The sequence below is a fragment of the Arcticibacter sp. MXS-1 genome, from assembly GCF_041902385.1.
In the GTDB taxonomy this organism is placed as follows: domain Bacteria; phylum Bacteroidota; class Bacteroidia; order Sphingobacteriales; family Sphingobacteriaceae; genus Arcticibacter.
This window is the reverse complement of record NZ_CP169244.1, coordinates 3,799,299-3,820,111: the sequence shown is the minus strand read 5'-3', so window position 1 is coordinate 3,820,111 and position 20,813 is coordinate 3,799,299. Positions and strand designations below refer to the sequence as shown.

The following is a 20,813-nucleotide window of genomic DNA, read 5'->3' as shown; positions in this document are numbered from 1 at the left end:
TGTTATTCTAACGAATCATCATCAGAATTCGTATCCTCATCTTCATTTGATTCTTCCGTCTCATCGATCTCCTCTTCCGGCTCCAGATCTGCTTCCGAAGCAAGTTCCTCCACTTCGTTCAGCACTTCGGCCGTCTCTGCTTCTTCCTCATGTTCAACTTTGGCAATAGAAGCGATCGCATCATCACCCTTGAGTGAAATAAGACGGACTCCCTGCGTTGCTCTTCCCATTACCCTCAGTTCTCCGATGGCAATACGAATGACGATACCCGAGCGGTTGATGATCATCAGGTCGTCTGTATCCGTCACGTCTTTGATCGCAACCAGTTCTCCGGTCTTGTCCGTCACGTTGATGGTCTTCACGCCCTTTCCACCGCGGTTGGTCACGCGGTAATCTTCCAGATGAGTACGCTTGCCGTATCCCTTTTCTGACACCACCAGTACGGTCGCTTCCGGATTGTTGATGCTGATCATGCCGATCACCTCATCCTTATCATGCGCAAGCGTTACACCCCGCACCCCGGTAGCAGTACGTCCCATCGGCCTGACTGTCGACTCGTTAAAGCGGATCGCTCTTCCCGAGCGCAGCGCCATGATGATCTCACTGCTGCCATCTGTCAGGTTAGCTTCCAGCAGCTGGTCGCCATCGTTGATATTGATCGCGTTAATACCATTTGCCCGCGGACGGGAATAAGCTTCCAGGGACGTTTTCTTGATCGTTCCCTTGCGGGTACACATGATGATGAAGTTATTCTCAAGATAATCCTGATCCTTCAGGTTCTTCACCTTAATGTACGCCTTGATCTTCTCCTCCTTAGGGATATTGATGATGTTCTGGATCGCCCTTCCCTTGCTGGTCCTTGATCCTTCCGGAACTTCAAATACCCGCAGCCAGAAACAACGTCCGGCCTCGGTAAAGAACAGCATATAGTTATGGTTGGAAGCGATAACAATATGCTCAATAAAATCCTGGTCGCGCGAGTTAGAGCCCAGAGAACCCTTTCCTCCCCGGCCCTGACGGTGGTATTCCGTAAGCGGAGTACGCTTGATGTAGCCTTCGTACGAAATGGTGATCACCACCTCCTCGTCCTCAATGAAGTCCTCCATCCGCATATCCTCAGCAGAATGAACGATACTGGTGCGGCGCTCATCCCCGTATTTCTCAAGGATCTCCTGCAGCTCGTCTTTGATGATCTTCATCCGGAGACCTTCGTCTGCCAGCACAGATCTCAAATATTCAATGGTCTTCATCAGCTCAGCATATTCTTCCTTGATCTTATCTCTTTCCAGACCGGTCAGACGGCGCAGGGTCATGTCGAGGATTGCTCTTGCCTGAAGGTCAGAAAGACCGAAGCGCTCCATCAAGCCGGTACGCGCATCTTCCGGCGTTGCCGAGCTGCGGATCAGGTTGATCACCTCGTCGAGATGGTCGAGGGCGATCAGCAATCCCTCCAGGATGTGCGCTCTCTTTTCCGCTTCAGCAAGTTCGAAACGAGTACGGCGGATCACTACCTCATGACGGTGATCCACGAAATGCTTGATCAGGTCCTTCAGATTAAGCAGCATCGGCCGGCCATGAACCAGGGCGATATTATTAATACTGAAAGAGCTCTGAAGAGCGGTATATTTATAAAGGTTGTTCAGTACAATAGATGAATTCGCGTCGCGCTTGATCTCGTACACGATGCGCATCCCGGTGCGGTCAGATTCGTCACGGATTTCAGAAATACCTTCGATCTTCTTATCGTTGATCAGACCTGCAGTAGTTTCGATCATCTGCGCCTTGTTCACCATGTAGGGGATCTCCGTAACGACGATCCGTTCACGGTCATGGCCAAAGGTTTCAATCTCCGCTTTAGCGCGCATCACTACACGCCCTCTTCCGGTTTCATAAGCTTCCTTCACTCCCGCATGGCCGTAGATGATACCACCGGTCGGGAAGTCGGGCGCCTTTACATATTGCATAAGTCCCGACACCTCAATGTCGCGGTCGTCAATATAAGCAACAGTGGCATTGATCACCTCGTTCAGGTTATGGGGGGCCATGTTGGTTGCCATACCCACGGCAATACCAGAAGCTCCGTTCACCAGCAGGTTCGGGATCTTGGTAGGCAGCACGGTAGGCTCTTCCAGCGAGTCGTCAAAGTTAAGCTGGTAGTCGATGGTGTCCTTGTTGATGTCGGCCAGCATCTCCTCGGCAATCTTCTTCAGACGTGCTTCTGTATAACGCATTGCCGCCGGCTCATCACCGTCAACAGAACCGAAATTTCCCTGACCGTCAACAAGAGGGTAGCGAAGGCTCCACTCCTGCGCCATACGGACCATTGTGCCATAGACAGACGAGTCGCCATGAGGGTGATACTTTCCTAATACGTCTCCCACAATACGGGCAGACTTCTTATAAGGTTTACCACTGGTTACGCCAAGGTCGAGCATTCCGTAAAGTACGCGCCGGTGAACTGGCTTCAGTCCGTCACGAACATCCGGAAGTGCACGGGAAACGATTACAGACATCGAATAGTCGATGTATGCCGATTTCATTTCCTCTTCTATGTTGATAGGTATGATGCGATTGTTAGCAGGTTCTAAATTCCCATTTTCTGTTTCTTCAGCCATCGTTTGAAGTTGCTAAATTAAATACAAAAGCTCTTGTAAAGAGCTGGGCGAAGATAAGAAATTATGCGGATTATCGGGCACAAACTGCTAACAATATGCCACGGGAACGGACTATACCATGAACGTTTCAGTAGTTCTTTTCAGTCGTTCTGCCTGCGGGGTCCGTGAGGAGTCCGTGCGGGTTGACTGCGGATTATTCAGGAAAAAAACCGCAGTCAATCCGCACTCGACCCGCACTCAACCCGGACTCACTCCGAGTATGAAGATATTCTGAAGCGATACTGAAGCGGCCCAGCTCTGGTCCGGACTAGCGGGCCATAGCCTTGCGTTCTCCTATTTTGCCCAGTCGATCCCTTTCTTCAGGAGCTGCAAGGTCTTCTCTTCCTCACTTCCGGGCACGGGACTGAAATTGTATACCCAATTTGCCTGCGGGGGAAGACTCATAAGAATGGACTCAATGCGACCGTTGGTCTCGAGTCCGAACTTGGTTCCTGCGTCATAGACCAGGTTAAATTCTGCGTAGCGGCTGCGGCGCTGGTACTGCCATTGCTTCTGCTGCTCGCTAAAATCTTCATTTCGGTGACGGTTAACAAGCTCTGTATAGACGGGCACAAAGCTTCGGCCAACCGCTTTAGAGAACTCAAAAATCTCGTTCCAACCGACTCCGGCCGTAACGGGATTAAGCCGGTCGTAGAAAATACCGCCAATACCGCGGGTCTCGCTGCGGTGCCTGATGAAGAAGTAATCGTCGGCCCACTCTTTGAACCGCGGATAAAACGAGGGGGAAAAGCGGTCGCACACGGACTTCAGATGAGTGTGAAAATAGCGTGCATCCTCTTCGTACACGTAGTGGGGCGTTAAATCGATCCCCCCGCCGAACCAGCGGACCTCTTCATTCATCTCGAAATAACGGATGTTCATATGGATGATAGGCACAAGAGGATGATTGGGATGAATGACAATGGAAACTCCTGTAGCGAAGAAATCGTCGGATTCCACTTTAAATGAGCGTTTAACAGGCTCGGGAAGCTTTCCAAACACAGCAGAGAAGTTGACCCCTCCTTTCTCGAGTACGGTGCCGTTCTGGATGATGCGCGTACGGCCTCCGCCACCGCCTTCGCGCTGCCAGATCTCCTCTTCAAACCTTCCGGTACCATCGAGCTGCTCGAGGCCGCGACAAATTTCATCCTGAATCTCCTGGTATTGTGCTGCGATTTCTTGCTTGTCAATCATTTTGCAAAGATCGCTTTTTTGCTAACATGTTATTGCTTTTTTTGAGGGCAGGGAGAGTTGCCGCAGGGCGTTCGTCCTCTCCTGAGCCTGGCTTTGTAAATGCAATTTCTGGGAGTCTGTTTGCGTTACTGACATCATAAATAGTTTTTCAGACTACCTCAATGTGACTGCTTCACTTGGTTTATTGAGGTTTGTAACTGAATCTCAAAAGGGGTTAGTGCGATCGTTTCGCTAAGTTAAAAGGGCAGAAAGAGTATTCATTCGACTTTTAATTTCGTTTGAACGCGCAGGTCCTGGATGTTTGTTGTGAATACTTGCTTGCCCTTCCGGCAAAAAAGAAGACCGTCATATCCAGTTCGATTCCGTCTTGCTCCAGCAGTTCCCTGAAAGCCTGCAGGTTCGTGCTATGTTGCAGGAGACCCTCAATCCGCTTTCATTTCCTTTTGTGAAGGCGACTCGTAAGGAAGCTTCTTAAAAAACTACGCGTTCCTTAAGCGTCGCAAAAAACCCTCAGTCCGCTTTCATTGCATTTTGTGAAGGCGAGTCATGAGAGTACTTCCCGAAAGATTAACTGTTCTTTATGAACAGCAAAGGCGCTTCAGTCGGCTTTCATTGCTTTCTGTGAAGGCGGGTCCGGGAGGGTTCTCTGGAAGAAGAAAAGCAGCCCGCTGATCAGAGGCACGAGCAGGGCGCCGACTACGTTGAGCCAGAGGAAGGATACAACGTCAGCCCAATAGATGAGCAAGACCGCCCCTTCGGTGACCACGGCAGCGAGGAAGACGCTGGTACCATTGATGCGTTTCATGTAAAGGGCGACCAGGAAAATGCCCAGAATGGTGCCATAGAAGAGCGATCCCAGGACGTTCACGGCCTCGATGAGCGACCCCATGCGCGTGGCAAACATGGCAACAGCAATGCCCAGCACTCCCCAGAACAGCGTATGCAGCCGCCCGTATAAGATCTGCTGCTTTCCTGTGCAGGTCTCATTCTTGTCGAGCCTCTGCAGGTCCATCAGTGAGGAGGCTGCCAGCGAGTTGAGCGCGGCCGAAACAGAGCCCCAGGAGGCAAGGAAAATGATGGCAAAGAGCAAGCCTACCAGCCCGGGGGGAAGCGTATTTTTTACGAAATACAAAAAGATGTAGTTGGTGTCATTGGCGTCGGTACCAATACCGTTAGACAGAATAAGCTCCCTGACCTCGGTTCTCAGGGAATCCACAACTCCCCGCGCGTGCTGAAAGTCAGACAACGCTTCGGCGTTCCCCTCGCCGTCGGGACGGCTCTTCCCCAGGGCCAGGGCCGACTGCCGGTACTGCTCCTGTGTATGCTGATATAAGCGCTGTATTTGTTCGGTCTTTTGCGGCTGAGCACGCTGCAGGGCGCGGTACGATACCTCGTTAAAATACAAGGGAGCCGGATTAAAGGTATAAAAAGCAAAGAGCAGGGCTCCGATCAGCAGGATGGCGAACTGCATGGGCACTTTTACCACGCCGTTCAGCAAAAGTCCCATCCGCGCCATGCGGGTGTCGCGGGCTGTGATGTAGCGGCCTACCTGACTCTGGTCGGTGCCAAAGTAAGACAGGGCCAGAAAAAACCCGCCGATTACGCCGCTCCAGATGTTGTACTTATCTTTCCAGTCAAAGCCGGTGGTGATCACGTTTAGCTTTCCCGATTTGCCACTGAGGTAGAGCGCGTCGCGCAGTCCCATACCTTCGGGCAGCTTCCCGACGAGGAGCCAGGCCGTGAGTGCCATGCCCGCCAGGATGATTAAAAACTGAAGCTTCTGGGTGTGCGCCACGGCCTCGGCCCCTCCGGCACAAGTGTAAATAATAAGCAAACCACCCATGACCAGCGTGGTCAGGTAGATGTTCCAGCCCAGGATACTGGAGAGGATGATAGACGGAGCATAAATACTGATGCCGGTGGACAACGCCCGCGAAAAGAGGAACAGGACGGCGGTAGTAAGGCGCATCCTCCGGTCGAAACGCAGCTCGAGGTACTCATAAGCCGTATAGACATTGAGTCGCTGGAAGACGGGAATAAAGGTGATGCAGATGACGATCATGGCAATGGGCAGACCGAAGTAATACTGCACAAACCTCATCCCGTCCACGTATGCCTGGCCCGGTGCCGAGATAAAGGTAATAGCACTCGCCTGCGTGGCCATGATGCCTAAAAGCACTACGTACCAGGGCATTTTCTTGTCGGCCAGGAGATACGACTGCGCGTCTTCCTGATTACGTCCTTTATAGAGGCCGTAGATCACGATCAGTGTGAGTGTTAAAAGCAGAACGATCCAGTCTGTCAGGCTCATGACCAGTGCTTAGTGAACCAGTAATACAACAAGATCTGCAGGACCAGGAACAGCAGAACCGCCAGGTACCAATATTTCCAGTCGTGCTTTTCTGAAGGCGTCATTTTCCAACCGATAACATGTTCATCAGCAATCTCACAGCTCCTCTGTTTCCTGCGGGAAGCTGCCTGAAGAAAGCCAGGCTCGTGTAAATGTAGTGACCCTTGCCGTAAGGGGTGTATAAGGTACTTCCCTTCAACGCCTCTTCGCCCTTGTCGTGCATGGAGAAAAGGGTCTGGTAGTGGCTGTCCCAGGTACCCGGAAAGTATAATCCCCGCTCCTGTACCCATCCCGCAAAATCGTCCTTACTTATCTTGTTGGGGTAATTGAACAGCCGGTGGGCGGGGTCGGTCAAAGTTACATCAGCATCCTCCTCTGTCACCCTCAGGTTAGCAAGCTCAAAAGGATAAGGACCTATCTGCCTGGTTGATAAATCCTGCAGGGTATTGTATTGCATGACCAGTGTGCCGCCGTTCCGCACGTACTGATGAAGCACAGGCAGCCAGTAACTCATCCTCTTTTCGGTATTTACCGCTCTTACGCCGGTCACAATAGCGTCGTACTGAGCGAGACTGGCAGCGGATGCGAAATCTTCGTCTTTCAAAACCGTCACTTCAAGTCCTGCGAGGCGCAGGAAATCGGCTGTATAATCTCCCGCGCCCTCTATGTATCCGATCTTCTTTACAGTCACTTTCCAGTTCTTCGACAAGACCTTTGCCTCTGCCGGGGTAAAGTACTGCAGGGTTGGTATATGATCATAATGAATGAGGTGCTGCGCCCGGGAAAACTCATTTCCACCTGCCTTAACCACTGCCCGTATTGCATTTTCCTTTGTTGCCGAAGTGACAGCAGGGGCGCGCATGGTAAGCTGAATAACGGTATCGGTATTGGCCTTCAGGCTGATAGATGCAACACGACTCAGTTCCTGATTGCCGGAGACAACCGACAGGGAGGCATTCGTGATCTCCTTCATAGCATGAAGTCGGACACCTGCCTGCAGCTCTCCCTTATCGTTAGCAACGAGAAGATTATTGGTGAAGCTGGTGATAACGGCGGGAACCACACGAAGAGCCTCCGCGATGTCGCCCTTGACGGGGTCGAGCCGCTTGTACGAAAGTGGCACTTGTACTGAGAAATGTTCATCTCCTATGGTGAGGCCTGCCGATGCCGCGAGCTCATTTGGAGCCTCGGGAAGACCGCGGATGCTGTCTGAAGGCGCATAATAATGGAAGGGATCCTTCCCAGGCCTGCTCAGCCAGTACGGTTCAGAAACAGGTGCATTAGCAGGCAAATCGAGGGAGTAAGAGGCGCTGAACAGCAGGTCATTCCCTAGCGTTTTGCGAAGCGACTCAGATCGCCCCGGCCACTTGAGGGATTCCAGGCTGACGGGCGTTTCCGATCTTGCGATGGCATTAAAAGTGAAGCTAAGCCGATCGCCGCCTACTGCTTCAGGCTGCCCCGTGTAAAACTCGGCCATAAAGCCGGCACAGTCCAGAATAAGTCGGTCAAGCTCGTTCAGCTTCTCAGCACGCCAGTAGCTGTCCTTCACCGTTCTGATCTCTTTTCGGAGCTTAAGGAGTTCAGGCACACCTTTATCGGGGCGGGTATAGTCAAAGCTTGCAATGATCCGGCTAAGGTGGTCGCCTATGTCTTTTCTGCCCACCCTGTTCCAGGTGATATCGATGCCGTCGAATAAGCTGGAGGAAAGCGGTTCGCCGTCTACCAGGGCGAAATACTCGGTCTGGATGCCCGGCACTGAAGGGGTGCCAGCGCCCTGACTGCGGTGCACACTCCTGCTTTTGCCCGCCAGTTCACTGTAGCCCATTCCAATCTGCGGCTTATACTGTCCGGTAGCGACCTTAAACTGCGACTCGGCCGTGGTGTTATTGCTGCCGAAGCGATAGGTGTTTAGTAAGATCCGCCTCGGCTGCCATACGCTCAGCGACTGAAGCTGCGCCTTAAACGCATCTTTATTGCCCGCGGCCAGAAAGGCTTTAGCAGCAATAATAGCAGAAGCAGCATGCTGCCCATGGCCGGCGCGGTAGTCGGGCGGGAAGCGGCAAATGATAACATCAGGACGGAAACTACGGATAGTCCAGGCTGCATCTTCAGTAAGCAGCTCCTGGTTCCAGTGCTCAAACGTTTCGTCAGAGTTCTTAGAGAAGCCGAAGTCGACAGCTCTCGTAAAGAACTGCTCCGCTCCGTCAATCTTTCTCGCCTCGAGCAGCTCGTAGGTGCGGATGAGGCCGAGCGCTGCACCCTGCTCCCTTCCCAGGATGTTCTGCCCCCCGTCGCCCCGAGTGAGGGAGAGATAGGCGGTGCGCACATGCTGATCGTTGACGAGCCAGGCCAGCAGGCGCGTATTCTCATCGTCGGGGTGAGCAGCAAAGTAAAGAACATTGACCAGGCGGTTCAGCTGAAGCAACTTGTGCTGTATTTCTACGGAAGAAGCCGGCCTCACCTGCTGGGCCGCAGCTGTTGATGATATTGCAAGGAAAAGAAAAAGCGATCTCAGTCTGATTGACATACTTTAGTAAGAATTAAAAAAAGCCCGCAGGATCTATACTGCGGGCGCAAATAAAAAAGTTTCCGAGACATCTGCTCCTGCAAGACAGGTAATATTTTTGTGAAAATCCATTCGGTCCTCAACGGGCAGGAAGAACATTCCGCTTGCTTTCATTTCTGCTTGTGCAGCCGGCAGATGAAGGATTTTTGTGCAAGGGCCGCTGTCTTTTAATAACTGCAAAAAACTTTCAGCCTGCTTTCGTTCCCCTTTGCGCGGCCAGCACATCCGATCCGTTGGAGAAAATGTCTTTGTCTTTCAATAGCAGTAAAGAACCTTTAGCTTGCCCGGGTTTCCGCTTGAGGGCCCTGCATTTGAAGCCCTTTTGCGAAAGTGTCTTTGCCTTTCAATAGCGGCAAAGAACCCCCGGCTTGCCCCGGTCGCCGCCTGTGCGATTGCAGCTAAAAGATTGATTTATTTTACAGAAACGGGCAACTGAATGTGCTCCCATCTTAGTTCGAAGCCTTTCCTGGTGATCACATACTTCAGCTGTTCCTGAACTTCGCTGACCTTCTTCGGCTTTACAGAAACACGAAGAGCATCCTGCGCCTGGTCGTATTTATAAGCACCCCATTGCTTTGCGGTCTTATTAAAGATAACCGTCCAGGGCTGATTTCCCTCCTGAGGAATAACAAAGAAAGCATAAGAACCTGCGGGCAGACGCTTGCCTTCAACCGTCACATCCTTGTCGGTCGTAAAAGTTGTGGCGCCGTTTGCACCGGCTCTCCATACCTTCCCGTAGCTTTCAAGGCCTCCCCAGATCTGCCGGCCTTTCACAGAGGGACTTCCGTAGTTAATTTCCACCTTCGCAGTACCGATTTTGCCACTCACGCTGTCGCGGGGACTGGCTACAGGCTTGCCTTGCTGAGCAAAAGCTGCGCTGGAAAAGAAGAATGTCAGAAGAAGGATACTCAGAGCATTCAGCTGTAATAAAACTGGCTTTTTCATTTTTTTCGTTGTTTTTGTAGAATTAGTTGTTGTCGCAATTTAGCAATTTTCCCTGAAAGTCAATTTGCGTTTCCGCCGTCGGGAGAAACGTTCGGTTTGCATGCATTGCTCTTCGTGGAGGGCGTTTAAGGATGCTTCTGCCGAAGGTCTGAACGTAAATGGCCGCTGCAGAGGTAGTGCGCACGCATTGCTGCTACAACTTCACAAGCTTTTCGCGGAGCAATACGGTCAGCCAGGAGGCTGATCCCTCTCGCATAAGACTTCCTTAACATAAAAAGCCCGGAAGAGACCATTCTTTCTTCCGGGCATAAATTCCTGAAGCGGTTGGGCAGAGTGCCGCCTGCGGAGCAAGTTTCCCTAGTGGGCTGGCATGCTTGATCTTGAGGTGGTATCGGTAGTGGCCCCCTGCCCTTCCGGACCTACAGCTCCTCCGGGCGCCTGTCCCGTAGCTGCCGTGTCGGTCATCATAGTATCAGTGCCTTCTACCTGTGTATTGTTTGGCGAATCAGTAAGAGTCGTGTCGCCTTCCTGGTCTGCATTACGGGTACCATTGCCGCCACACGAAGCAAGCGAGAAGGTCAGACAGGCCGCAATGGCAATTTTAAGCGCTTTTGTTTTCATAGGTTTTTTATTGTTATTATTGTTCGTTTGGTTCAATGAATGTTTGTCATTACCAGCACCTGATCAGCGTTCTTTCTATTTAAACGGAAGCTGAGCCGTGCTTTAGGGCAAGCAGGGGCCTTTAAATTACAATCGTCTCTTTGTATGAGCCTGGCTCATGCAATTTTATTACTGCAACAATAATACCAATCAGGAATGCTGGTATCGGAAAGGACATTAAAGTGGGTGCTTCGGTTTTATCCGCCACTTCTGCTGCAGCGGATCTGGGTAAAAAATATCGGCAGAGACTTCAGATCGGTTGACGTTAAAATTTGCAAAAGCATATTAAATATCAATTACAACCGTTCTATATTCGGCGGAACGATCTATAGCGCAGCTGATCCTTTTTATGCCGTTCTGTTTCATCAGGCGCTGCTAAAGAGGGGCTATAAAACGCTGGTATGGCAAAAAGCAGCAGAAATTGACTATCTGAAGCCGGGCATGACTGCTTTGTATTTCCGGGTCGAACTATCGGAGGCCGTTCTGGATGAAGCCTGCCTGGCGCTTGACACCGAAGGGAAGTATGTAAAAAGCCATCCTGTTGCTATTGTGGACAAGCAGGGGGAGCTGTGCGCGTCTGTAGAGAGCGTGGTTTACGTACGTAAACTTCACAACGTTAAAACAGAAACCGCCTAATGTTACTTATTTTATCTGTAAATGAATCGATTGAAGCCCTACCATATCAGGCAGCTAATTTTAGAAGGCGAAGAAGTTTCTTTAGATTTTAAGAAAACCATTACTTCCTGTTCAAAGATAGCCAAGACCCTTGTGGCATTTGCAAACAACAAAGGCGGAAGGTTACTGATCGGGGTAGCCGATAATGGAGAAGTAAAAGGGGTGAGATCGGAAGATGAAGAAAAATACATGCTCACCAAGGCCGCCCATTTTTATTGCCGTCCTGCCCTTGAGCCAACCTTTGAGGAAGTGTATATGGACGACAAGATCGTGCTGGTTGCCGAAATCAAGGAAAGTGACATGAAGCCCCACTATGCGCTCGGTGAGGATAACAAATGGTGGGTCTACATACGGGTAAAGGACAAAAGCCTGCTGGCCAGCAAGATTGTAGTCGACGTGCTAAAAGCCGATGCGAAAGACGAAGGCGTACTGATTGAATATTCAAGTAAAGAAAAAGCCCTGCTTGAGTATTTAGACACGAACGAGCGGATTACAGCCCGTGAATACAGCAAGATGCTGAACCTTTCGAGGCGCAGAGCGCAGCGGATACTGGTTAACCTGGTCCTGTCGGGCCTTATCCGCGTCCATACCACAGAAAAAGAAGAGTTTTACACCGCTTCGTAGACAAAAAAAAGCACGGACTGGTTGACCGGAGCCTCCGCAGAGAGACCGGCTCGCCTCAGACCCTTCGCTCTAAGAGTCTGTAAGATTCCTGTAGATGGAATAGGGCCAGGTGGTAACGGTAAAGCATATGATAAGGAACAAAACCATATATCCGACAGTTTTGCCTAAAGAACACTTCTCTGTGGAATTTATTAATTCTTGTATTTCTTCCTTGGTACTTGTCAAGCTTACATAAGCGAGATACAAAAGGCCGGTTAGCAGGTAATAAGCCATTAGCTTAGGTTTAAGGGTAACGAATTAAGTTAAAGTTAAATAAAAAAATTTAACCTCTGCAAGAAAAAATTCACTATTCTTTCTCCGCTATTTTCGTCACACTTTCGTTTGCTTGCCTGACCAGCGCCTTACCAGAACAAGCCCAGCTTACTGCGGTCTTTGTCTTCGTATCCCCACTCCTCATCAGGCTTTAGCTCGCCCCCGGTATACTCGCCGTATCTCACGATCATATAAGCCATAGTGCCAATAACAAGGGGCGAAAAGAAGAACATCCAGGCCGCTGCGGTGGAGTTCTGAAAGCCGACAAAAACAAGAAATACAAGCAAATAAAGGCTCGCTATAGTGACTGAGATTATTACACGGGGTGTCATATGCAGATGTTTAAATTAGGAACACCCTGATCCTGAACTTGTTTGAGAACAGAATAAAAAGACAAAAGCGGCCGGCAAAAAAGCAATCCCGGCAAAGTCCTGAACGGAGTGAGAAACCTTCCGGCACTGCCATCGCATTTTATTCTGAACCAAAATGAAAGGTTCTTTGTCGCCTTTGAAGAACAATTTGAACCCCGACAAAACACCTTCCGGCACTTCCCGCACGCCTTGCGCTAAACCAAAATCAAAGGTTCTTTGTCGCCTTTGAAGAACAAATTAACCGGCACAAAAACCTTCCTGCACTGCCTTGCTAATCTGCCCCTGAGCCCTGACTGAAGGTTCTTGTCGCCTTTGAAGAACAAATTAACCGGCACAAAAAACATTTTATCTCCTTCTGCTATTTATTTAGCTGCAAAATCTATCTTATGTACGTTTTAGGTATTAATGCCGTATTTCACGACTCTGCGGCCTGTCTCTTAAAAGATGGAAAACTTATTGCCGCCGCCGAGGACGAACGCTTCACTCATATCAAGCATGGAAAAAGGCCCGTTCCCTTCAGCACCTGGGAGCTTCCATTCCACGCCATCAACTACTGCCTCGAAGCAGCGAACATTCACCTGAGTGAGATCGATCATGTTGCTTATTCTTTTGACCCCTATCAGCTGATCGGCGAGAAATACCGGGGACAGGCCAGCATCGCCATACCTTTCGACCAAAGCGCCGGTCTCGCGGAGGACGAATGGCAGAATCCATGGGACCCTTTGTTCCTGTCGTATATCCTCAATGCGCCACGTCAGCTTAAAGACGGGTATCCCCATCACCTGCAAAAAAGGTTTAAAGGCACCCGGCTCGACGATTTCAAATTCCACTATGTAGAACACCATATCAGTCACGCTGCCAGCGCCTTCCACCCTTCCCCTTATGAGGAAGCTGCAGTGATGACCCTCGACGGGCGCGGCGAGCTTGCCACCACTACCTACAATGTAGGAAAAGGAAACTCGCTTGAGCGCATCGGGCAGGTCAACATGCCACACTCGCTGGGATTATTGTATGAGCAGCTTACGTCTTATCTGGGCTTCCTGCACTCTTCCGACGAGTACAAGGTCATGGCACTGGCATCGTATGGAAAGCCTGAGTTCGTAAACGATTTCAGGGAGATCATTGTTCCCGGTCCGAAGGGCATGTACGAAATCAAAGACCCCGCCTTTGAAGAGCGGTTCGGGAAGACCCGGTTAAGGCATGAAGAGTTCACGGCCCATCACTTCAACATTGCTCACTCCTTGCAGGTGGTACTGGAGGAACGTGTGCTGGAGATCTGCCAGTGGCTGCACGAGGAAACCAGGCAGGACAATCTATGTCTGGCTGGAGGCGTAGCGCTGAACTGCGTTCTTAACGCACGCATCCGCGACAAAAGCCCCTTCAGGAATATCTGGGTGCAGCCTGCAGCCGGAGACGCCGGCACCGCATTGGGAGCAGCCATCTGGGTAGACGTGCAGGAGCGGCAGTCGCCCTCCAGAGCTTTTGAGATGACGCATGCCTACTGGGGGCCTGATTATTCAGACGCAGAGATCGAGAAGTTTATCAAGTGGGCTAAAGTGCCTTACAGGAAGCTAGACAATATTGCCGAAGAGGCAGCAGACCTGCTGGCCCAGGATAAGATCATCGGCTGGTATCAGGGACGTATGGAGTTCGGCCCGAGAGCACTGGGAAGCCGTTCTATTCTAGCCTCTCCTATACACCCCGAGATGCAGGCCAGGCTTAACGAAGTGAAAGACCGGGAGGACTTCCGCCCCGTTGCGCCGGTCGTGCTGGAGGAAGACGCCGGCGAATGGTTTAAAGGCGCCCGCTACTCACCCTTCATGCTTTTTATATACGATGTAAAACAGGAGAAAGAGGAGCAGATTCCGGCGGTACGACATGTTGATGGCACTGCACGCATTCAGACCGTGAACCGCGAGCAGCATCCCCGTTACTACGACCTGCTGCAGGCGTTTAAACGTAAAACAGGCGTACCGGTGCTGGTGAACACCTCGTTTAACACCCTCGGAAAGCCGATCGTATGCTCTCCGCGCGACGCCATCGAATGTTTTTGGACATCACCCTTTGACGCTCTGGTCATTGGCTCTTTTCTGATTGAGAAGGAATGGAGGTAAAAATAGCGGTCGTAGTTCCAACTTATCGTCGCCCCGGGCTGCTGATGCGCTGCCTGACGGCCCTGCTGCAGCAAGACTTCTCCAAAGCGGAGTACGAAATTATCGTAGTGAGTGACGGAGAAGACCCGGAGACAGCAGAAGCGATGCAGGCGTACCAAGGCTGTGCTGCGCCCGCCGTTCTGTACCTGCAGACGCCGGTAAAAAAGGGCCCGCCGCTTCCCGGAATGCGGGCTGGAAGGCGACAAGAGCAAAGCTGGTGGCCTTCACAGATGACGACTGTATACCTCAGGCCGACTGGCTCCGGCAAGCCTATGAGGCCTATACAGGCGAAGAAGTTGTTGCCTTTACCGGGCGGGTGGTTGTGCCGAGAAAGGAGGTTCCGACCGACTATGAGCTGAATGTTGCCGGGCTGGAGACGGCCGAGTTTGTGACAGCAAACTGTGTCTGTACCAGAAAGGCCCTGGAGATTACCGGCGGCTTTGATGAACGTTTTGCAATGGCCTGGCGCGAGGACAGCGATCTGCACTTTAAGCTGCTTGAGGCCGGGATCCCGATTCATAAAATCCAGGCAACTGTCTGGCACCCTGTAAGGCCTGCTCCATGGGGTGTCAGCATCAAGGAGCAGAAAAAGACAGCCTACAACGCACTTCTTTACAGAAAGTTTCCGGTATTGTACCGGCAGCGAATCAAAGCCGCACCCTCCTGGAATTACTATGGGATGGTATTTTTCTTTGCCGCAGGATTACTTTGCCTCTGGCAGCAGCTTTACCTTTACTCTTCAGTATTGCTGGCCTGCTGGCTGTCGCTCCTTATCCTGTTTATAGCAAAGCGGCTCAGGGGAACCTCAAAAGAGGCAGCTCATGTAACCGAGATGGTGGTCACCTCTGCCATCATTCCCTTTGTGTCCTTATACTGGCAATGGTACGGAGCGGCAAAGTTTCGCGTTCTATTATTCTAGGGCATGAAAGCAAGAACTGGTCTTTATTATTATAAGCGATGCTGATACAACAAGAAATAAAAAAGATAGCGATTTTCCGGGCGCTGCAGCTGGGTGATATGCTCTGCGCCATTCCAGCAGTCAGGGCCCTGAGAGCAGGTTTTCCTGACGCAGAGATCACCCTACTCGGCCTTCCCTGGGCCAAAAGCCTTACCGAGCGGTTCAACGAGTATTTTGACCGCTTTGTCTGGTTTCCCGGGTTCCCGGGCCTGCCGGAGCAGAGCTTCAGTCCTGCCGCCTTCAGCAGCTTTCTCAATAAAATGATATCAGAGGAGTTTGACCTTGTGCTGCAGATGCAGGGAAATGGGACGATTGTGAATCCGATGGTTGAACTGCTGGGAGTCCGCTTCACTGCAGGCTATTGTAAAAAGGACATTTACGCGCCTCAGAACGGCCTCTTTATGGAGTATCCCGAGCAGGGACATGAAGCTGCACGACATGTGAAGCTCATGGAGTTTCTTGGACTAAAGTCGCTGGGCACGGAACTGGAGTTTCCGCTGAGAGACAAGGACTACCAGGAATTTCAGGACACCGGACTGCCGCTCGAAGAAGGGGCCTATGTCTGCATTCACCCGGGTTCACGCGGAATAGCCAGGCGATGGCCTCCCGAGTTCTTCGCTAAACTGGCTGATGAAGCAGCAGCGGTCGGCTTTACTCCGGTGCTCACGGGTACCGCCGAAGAACTTGATCTGGTCAGGCAAACAGCTTCCCATATGGTATCGCAGCCGGTTATTGCTGCAGGCAAGACAAGCATGGGCGCAGTAGCAGTACTAATCAAAGAAGCAGCGGGTCTTATCTCCAATTGTACCGGCGTGTCGCATATCGCATCGGCGTTCAAGACACCCAGTGTGGTGATCAGCCTGGACGGAGAACCCGAACGGTGGGCACCTCAGGATCACACAGTACACGAAGTGATCGATTGGACAGTGACCCCCGATTTCAGTCTTACACTTGAAGCAACCAAGAGGATGATCAACAAAAAGCCACTCTGATACAAGATGTTAAGACTAAACCGTCTTAACATCTTTCTCGTCGTACTGTTCGATGTCAGTGATATAGTTATTCAGAATGAGGAAGTCGAACAGCGGCTTTGACTGTTCAGACACCGGCATGTTGCGGGTCGTGATGATCTCGTTATTCTTCTTATCGAGGTATGGATAGGCGTAGAGCTTTACATTCCGGCTAAACAAGTCGCTCACATAGGCGAGCAGCTCATCCGTATAGTTCTCGCCATAGTTGGAAGCGTCGAATATCCGTTTGAGGTTGGCAATATTGGTCGAAATTCCCACGCGGTGGGGCTTACATCGCGAAAGATATTGTGCCAGCTTGTGGTTGCGGGTAAAGTTGGATACAATGACGTTGTTGCCTGTCGCGCAAAGCTCCTCTGCGCGGGCAGCAAATTGCTCAAGGTCGGCATTGTCAATCTGAGGCGTCTCATCAAAAGCATTAGACATCAGAACTTCAATAAGAACCACCAGATTGGCGTCGCCTGCATGCTGAGAACGCTTAAACTGTTCAACAGCACGATTAAAGAGGTCAAAGTTTGGAGTTGACTTCTGCCGGTATTTGGTCCGGAGGATCATCACGTCCTTTTTATACAGGAGATCCTTAGACTGGCACACCTGTGCATTCCGGTCGAAGATGGCCGCGCTTGAGAAGCCCTTGGCAATGAGATAGAGGTTTACGAGGCGGTCGTTCGCGTCTTTAAAGGCAGGCCCCCGAAGGTTCACCAGATCAATTTCCACGGAGCCTACTGCCAGGTTATCAACGAGGGACTCGATCATAGTCTGAACGTTCGAGGAAAGGAAAAAGGCTGCAAATACGAGGTTCACGCCAATGATACCGAGCACATTCTGCTGCAGGCTTCCGTCGCTGTCGAGAAGCCGGATGTGCAGGATGATCTCATTCGCCTCTCCGCCCGGCTCCGACTGGAACATGATGCCTACCCAGCCATGAGGATCGTTGGTTTTGTTATAATTGAGGGTGGTTACCGTGTTTGCAAAGGCAAAAAAACGACGCCCCAGATATTTTTCGCCACACAAACGCTCGGACAGCAGATCAAACTCATGCCTCAGCATCTTATTAAGCCTCGACTTGCTAACGTAGCGGCCCGACTTCTCAGCCCCATAGATCTCATTGCTGAAAGCCATATCGTATGCCGACATAGTTTTGGCGATCGTTCCGGAAGCAGCACCTGCAGTGAAGAAGTTACGAGCCACTTCCTGTCCGGCTCCAATTTCAGCAAAGGTACCGTAGATAGTTGGGTCGAGATTTATTTTAAGGGCTTTTCGTTTGGTCTCAAGTATTTCACGTAGCATGATCAAAAGTACATTTTTAAGCACTCTTAACCAAAAACCTCAGCAAACTGTGCAGGGGAAACAGGGAGCAGAGGCAGTGAAGAACGGCTCCCGCCAGTCACGCTGCTATAACCAAAGGAAACATTCATGAGCTGCGCACTCATACGGGATAAAAGTTTAAATGAGGCACTTTCAAAAAAAAGGGCGTCGCTTTCTGATACGACGCCCTTTATAGCTAATTTTTTTGCAGGTAATTATTTTACAGCAATTTCTCTTGATTGCAGTTTGGCTTCTTCTCTTTTAGCAACGCCTACCTTCAGCACGCCGTCTGTATACTCAGCTTCAATTCGGGAGTAGTCGGCAGTTTCAGGTAAAGTGAAAGAGCGCACGAATGAGTTGTAGCTGTATTCGCGTCGATTGTACTTCCTGCCTTCCACGTTTGCTTCTGCCTTCTTTTCAGCAGAGATGCTCAGCACGTTCTTGTCAAGACTGATCTTAAAGTCTTCCTTCTTTAAGCCCGGTGCTGCAAGTTCAATATGGAACTCGCCTTCTGTTTCCGCAATATTCACAGCAGGTACTCTTGAGGTGAGCCGGTCTGAAACAAATGAATCGTTAAAGAAAGAATCAAAAACATCATTGAACCAGGGTTTTAAGGTGTTACTGTTGTTTCCGTTTGCAAATTTTACAAGTGTCATTTTTATATCCTCCTAAAGTTTCTTTTTGAATTTGTGAGGATAAATACAAGGCTTGTACCAAAACATTTTTTAGCGTAAATTCGTTTATAATAGGACAAAATGACCTATTAAACCAATTACCAACCGACAAAATGTCTTTTTCTTATGATGCTCACGTCTTTTAACTACAAGTCTTTTATACCTGTTCGCTTTGGCGATATCAATGCTTACGGAGTGGTGAATAACGATGTCTTCCTCTCTTATTTCGAAATGGCTCACTCCGGCTACTGGAAACACATTACAAAATGGCAAAGCCGAACCAAAGGGATCATCATCGGGCGTGCAGAGGTGAACTACAAGAAACCAGTGCGGTTTAATGATGAGCTATACGCCTATGTGAGGACGTCACGCATCGGCAATTGCAGCTTTGACGTGGAGTACGTACTCACGATCAAGCGGAACGCCGACGAGGAGATCTGCACAACGGGCCGCACTACCTGCATTTTCTACGACTTTGAGAAAGATAAGCCGGCCCCCATACCATTGCTCCAGCGCGAAAAAATGATTGCATTTGAGGCGCTTGCCGTTTAACACGGCGGGACGCCCCTTTGTCCGTTCTTCTCCGCTACACTTCGCTACACTTCGCTACGCTTCGTAGCGGTACAATTCCTGTCAGCAGTTTACTTCCTGCACCGGCAGCCTGTCTTTGTCCGTTCCTCTCCGCTACGCTTCGTAGCGGTACAACGCCTGTCAGCAGTTTACTTCCTGCACCAGCAGCCTGTCTTTGTCTGATCCTCTCCGCTACACTTCGTAACGGTACTCGACCACAGAATTGGTTTCGCCGGGAAGCGAAAGATGAAGTTTTTTAATCCGGACCACTACAAGGTCGAGGTGAGGAAAAGAGGCGCGTATACGTTCTAGCATCCGAAGGGCTACCGTTTCAAGCAACTTGCGCGTATTTTTCATCTCATCAGAAGCGATTTCAAGCAAATGCTCGTAATTCAGCGTGTCGGCTAGCTCATCATTTCCATCCTCAATCAGGTATGTTCCGGTGGTGATATCGACAATAAACTCACTTCCGAGAATTTGTTCTTCGGGGTAGTATCCATGGAATGCAAAGAAGCGCACGCCTTCCAGTCCGATTGTTTTTCTGAGCTTGGCCATGCCGCAAAGTTAGCTTTTGTATTTGGTATGTTAAATTGGAGGGGACGAGGCGGGAGTGCTTGTAATCGGGCGGCGAACCTGTATCTTTGCCTGTACTTTTTCTATAAATACGTCAAATGAGAGCATTCCTTTATATTGCGGCAGGCGCTATCCTGCTTTCAGCCTGTAATTCAGCTGACCAGAAGAAACTTCCTATACTGGGTAACAGGGAGCCGGTTCAGAAGATCGTCAATGGCAAAACAGTGACCGACACAGTCTATCAAACCATTCCGGCATTCAGCTTTATCAATCAGGACAGCGCACAGGTGACCAACAAGGATTTTGACGGAAAGATCTATGTTGCCGATTTCTTCTTCACCTCCTGCCCTTCCATCTGTCCGGTTATGCACCGGAATATGCTTAAAGTTTATGAAAAGTTCAAGGATAATCCGGAGGTAATGATCGCCTCACATACGATTGACTACAAGCACGATACGCCGGCCAAACTGAAGGAGTACGCCACCAAGCTGGGTATAAGCGGCAAGCAATGGCAGTTCCTGAGAGGTACCAGAGACTCTGTTTACAATCTTGCCGAAAAGCACTATCTGGTAGCTGTTAACGAGGATAAGAATGCCCCGGGAGGTTACGTACACCAGGGTTGGTTCGTGCTGGTTGACAAAGAAAAGCGCTTAAGAGGAGCGTATGACGGCACACAGCCCGACCAGGTTGAAAAGCTCATGGACGACATGCAGATTCTCCTCAATGAATATAAGCATGAAAAAGAATAAGCTGCTTTTGTTTTTGCTGATACCTGCACTCGCGTTCTGTCTGGCTTCCTGCCAGTCGGACAGCGACCTGAACTATGCGCGCTACTATACCAACGGCAAGCAGCTCTATGACACGTATTGCCTCAATTGCCATAATAACGATGGTGAGGGCCTTAAAGGCCTTATTCCGCCGCTCACAGACACCACCTTTCTGCGGCAGAACCGGGAACGGCTGGCTTGTATAATTAAGCATGGCCTCGACGAGAAGATCAGGGTGAGCGGCAGAGAGTACGACTTCCAGATGCCGGGCAACGAGTCGCTTCCCGATATTGATGTAGCTGCGCTGGTCACTTACATCACCAATAGCTTTGGAAACGATCAGGGCCTGTACAGTCAGGAGGATGCAGCCTTGCACCTGCAGAACTGCAAGCATTAAAAGCCGCGGCCCTGCGACCAGAAAATTATAGTAT

General features: G+C 50.4%; 18 protein-coding genes and 1 pseudogene. 9 read left to right on the top strand and 10 right to left on the bottom strand.

Features of this window, described 5'->3' with window-relative positions; genetic code table 11:
* Window positions 1-2 precede the first annotated feature (2 nt).
* The 6 genes from gyrA to ACES2C_RS16525 form a co-directional block, all read right to left on the bottom strand.
* The gene (gene gyrA / locus ACES2C_RS16550; protein WP_374164178.1) at window positions 3-2,615 is read right to left on the bottom strand and encodes a DNA gyrase subunit A; all 2,613 of its coding nucleotides are present in this window, start codon (window positions 2,613-2,615) and stop codon (window positions 3-5) included.
* 333 nt (window positions 2,616-2,948) lie between these two features.
* Complete coding sequence (hemF, locus tag ACES2C_RS16545; RefSeq protein WP_374164177.1) at window positions 2,949-3,848, bottom strand: oxygen-dependent coproporphyrinogen oxidase; 900 nt, start codon at window positions 3,846-3,848, stop codon at window positions 2,949-2,951.
* Window positions 3,849-4,446: 598 nt separating this feature from the next.
* Window positions 4,447-6,159 carry a sodium:solute symporter gene (locus ACES2C_RS16540; RefSeq protein WP_374164176.1) on the bottom strand — a complete coding sequence of 571 codons (1,713 nt, stop codon included), beginning with the start codon at window positions 6,157-6,159 and terminating at the stop codon, window positions 4,447-4,449.
* Window positions 6,160-6,259: 100 nt separating this feature from the next.
* Complete coding sequence (locus ACES2C_RS16535; protein ID WP_374164175.1) at window positions 6,260-8,725, bottom strand: PIG-L family deacetylase; 2,466 nt, start codon at window positions 8,723-8,725, stop codon at window positions 6,260-6,262.
* A gap of 450 nt (window positions 8,726-9,175) precedes the next feature.
* On the bottom strand, window positions 9,176-9,709 hold the full coding sequence (locus tag ACES2C_RS16530) for a DUF2911 domain-containing protein (protein WP_374164174.1): 534 nt from the start codon (window positions 9,707-9,709) through the stop codon (window positions 9,176-9,178).
* 357 nt (window positions 9,710-10,066) lie between these two features.
* Window positions 10,067-10,330 (bottom strand): hypothetical protein, encoded by a 264-nt coding sequence (locus ACES2C_RS16525; RefSeq protein WP_374164173.1) that lies wholly within the window; start codon window positions 10,328-10,330, stop codon window positions 10,067-10,069.
* A gap of 195 nt (window positions 10,331-10,525) precedes the next feature.
* Between ACES2C_RS16525 and ACES2C_RS16520 the strand changes: the two genes are divergently transcribed.
* Both ACES2C_RS16520 and ACES2C_RS16515 read left to right on the top strand, forming a co-directional pair.
* Window positions 10,526-11,005, top strand: coding sequence for a DUF4442 domain-containing protein (locus ACES2C_RS16520; RefSeq protein WP_374164172.1), 480 nt, complete (start codon window positions 10,526-10,528; stop codon window positions 11,003-11,005).
* Window positions 11,006-11,026: 21 nt separating this feature from the next.
* Complete coding sequence (locus tag ACES2C_RS16515; RefSeq protein ID WP_374164171.1) at window positions 11,027-11,668, top strand: RNA-binding domain-containing protein; 642 nt, start codon at window positions 11,027-11,029, stop codon at window positions 11,666-11,668.
* Between the two features lie 401 nt (window positions 11,669-12,069).
* Here the strand turns inward: ACES2C_RS16515 and ACES2C_RS16510 are convergent, their stop codons facing one another.
* The gene (locus tag ACES2C_RS16510) at window positions 12,070-12,312 is read right to left on the bottom strand and encodes a hypothetical protein (RefSeq protein WP_374164170.1); all 243 of its coding nucleotides are present in this window, start codon (window positions 12,310-12,312) and stop codon (window positions 12,070-12,072) included.
* 425 nt (window positions 12,313-12,737) lie between these two features.
* On the opposite strand from ACES2C_RS16510, the gene ACES2C_RS16505 reads away from it, so the two are divergent.
* The 4 genes and pseudogenes from ACES2C_RS16505 (at window position 12,738) to ACES2C_RS16490 (ending at window position 16,454) form a co-directional block, all read left to right on the top strand.
* Complete coding sequence (locus tag ACES2C_RS16505; protein WP_374164169.1) at window positions 12,738-14,465, top strand: carbamoyltransferase; 1,728 nt, start codon at window positions 12,738-12,740, stop codon at window positions 14,463-14,465.
* Window positions 14,456-14,781: pseudogene (locus ACES2C_RS16500) on the top strand (glycosyltransferase family 2 protein); the annotation flags it as partial. The gene ACES2C_RS16505 and the pseudogene ACES2C_RS16500, both read left to right, overlap by 10 nt.
* A 39-nt stretch (window positions 14,782-14,820) precedes the next feature.
* Window positions 14,821-15,423 carry a glycosyltransferase family 2 protein gene (locus tag ACES2C_RS16495; RefSeq protein WP_374166971.1) on the top strand — a complete coding sequence of 201 codons (603 nt, stop codon included), beginning with the start codon at window positions 14,821-14,823 and terminating at the stop codon, window positions 15,421-15,423.
* 38 nt (window positions 15,424-15,461) lie between these two features.
* Entirely contained in the window at window positions 15,462-16,454 is a 993-nt protein-coding gene (locus ACES2C_RS16490; RefSeq protein WP_374164168.1) for a glycosyltransferase family 9 protein, read from the top strand.
* A 15-nt stretch (window positions 16,455-16,469) separates the two neighbouring features.
* On the opposite strand, the gene ACES2C_RS16485 is transcribed toward ACES2C_RS16490, so the two are convergent.
* Both ACES2C_RS16485 and ACES2C_RS16480 read right to left on the bottom strand, forming a co-directional pair.
* Entirely contained in the window at window positions 16,470-17,780 is a 1,311-nt protein-coding gene (locus ACES2C_RS16485) for a nicotinamide mononucleotide adenylyltransferase (RefSeq protein ID WP_374164167.1), read from the bottom strand.
* Between the two features lie 233 nt (window positions 17,781-18,013).
* Window positions 18,014-18,454, bottom strand: coding sequence for an Hsp20/alpha crystallin family protein (locus ACES2C_RS16480; RefSeq protein WP_374164166.1), 441 nt, complete (start codon window positions 18,452-18,454; stop codon window positions 18,014-18,016).
* A 144-nt stretch (window positions 18,455-18,598) separates the two neighbouring features.
* Between ACES2C_RS16480 and ACES2C_RS16475 the strand changes: the two genes are divergently transcribed.
* Complete coding sequence (locus ACES2C_RS16475; protein WP_374164165.1) at window positions 18,599-19,024, top strand: acyl-CoA thioesterase; 426 nt, start codon at window positions 18,599-18,601, stop codon at window positions 19,022-19,024.
* 210 nt (window positions 19,025-19,234) lie between these two features.
* Here ACES2C_RS16475 and ACES2C_RS16470 read toward each other — a convergent pair whose 3' ends face one another.
* Window positions 19,235-19,597: a dihydroneopterin aldolase gene (locus tag ACES2C_RS16470; RefSeq protein WP_374164164.1), complete on the bottom strand. Its 363-nt coding sequence runs from the start codon at window positions 19,595-19,597 to the stop codon at window positions 19,235-19,237.
* A gap of 116 nt (window positions 19,598-19,713) precedes the next feature.
* On the opposite strand from ACES2C_RS16470, the gene ACES2C_RS16465 reads away from it, so the two are divergent.
* Complete coding sequence (locus tag ACES2C_RS16465) at window positions 19,714-20,364, top strand: SCO family protein (RefSeq protein WP_374164163.1); 651 nt, start codon at window positions 19,714-19,716, stop codon at window positions 20,362-20,364.
* Entirely contained in the window at window positions 20,351-20,779 is a 429-nt protein-coding gene (locus ACES2C_RS16460; RefSeq protein WP_374164162.1) for a cytochrome c, read from the top strand. The genes ACES2C_RS16465 and ACES2C_RS16460 overlap by 14 nt, the downstream gene beginning before the upstream one ends.
* Window positions 20,780-20,813: the final 34 nt, after the last annotated feature.